The organism is Alcanivorax sp. HI0044 (assembly GCF_001634945.1).
Genome location: NZ_LWEZ01001939.1, coordinates 1 through 578 on the forward strand (window position 1 = coordinate 1; position 578 = coordinate 578).

The following is a 578-nucleotide window of genomic DNA, read 5'->3' on the forward strand; positions in this document are numbered from 1 at the left end:
CTACTGGCATACCTGTTCCCGGCCATGCCGGCATGGATACAAACCGCACCGGGGCCGCTGGCGGTGGATGGTACGGCGCTGGTGGCGGGTGTATTGCTGCTGGAGATGGCCCGGCGTACGGCAAAGCGCGTTTTCCATGGTAATACCGACAGTGTTTGGTATGCCGGCAAACCGGCGGGCGAGCCGGATAGCGTTGCTGCCGGGGTAGAACACGCCTGACGGGGCGCCAAATCGGTTGCAATATCAGTTTCAATCAGGCCGCAACATGATACTAATCGTCATGTTGCGGTTTTTTTGTCACCCTTTTATTTAGCAATAAATTGATAAACACAAAAACGCTTATCGTCTGCGAAGTGAGATATCACTCTGTAAAAGAAGGAGTTAGCGGTTGAGACAAGTGTGCTAAAAGTGTCTTGTATGCCGAAAGGGTAAATAAAACACTGATTTTTGTGGGTTTTTAAATTACAAAAGCTAACGTGCAGGGGCTGGCGCACTATCGCATTCATCCGTGACTATGTAGTCCGAAAACAAGAACAGGGTGACATGATGCGAACAATAAAATTCCCCACCATCGCCTG

At 50.0% G+C, this 578-nt stretch carries 1 protein-coding gene; it reads left to right on the forward strand.

What is annotated here, in order from left to right:
- Positions 1–219, forward strand: a 219-nt coding sequence (locus A3730_RS32385) for a hypothetical protein (protein WP_197477736.1), incomplete at its 5' end; no start/stop codon positions are given.
- Between the last annotated feature and the right edge of the window lie 359 nt (positions 220–578).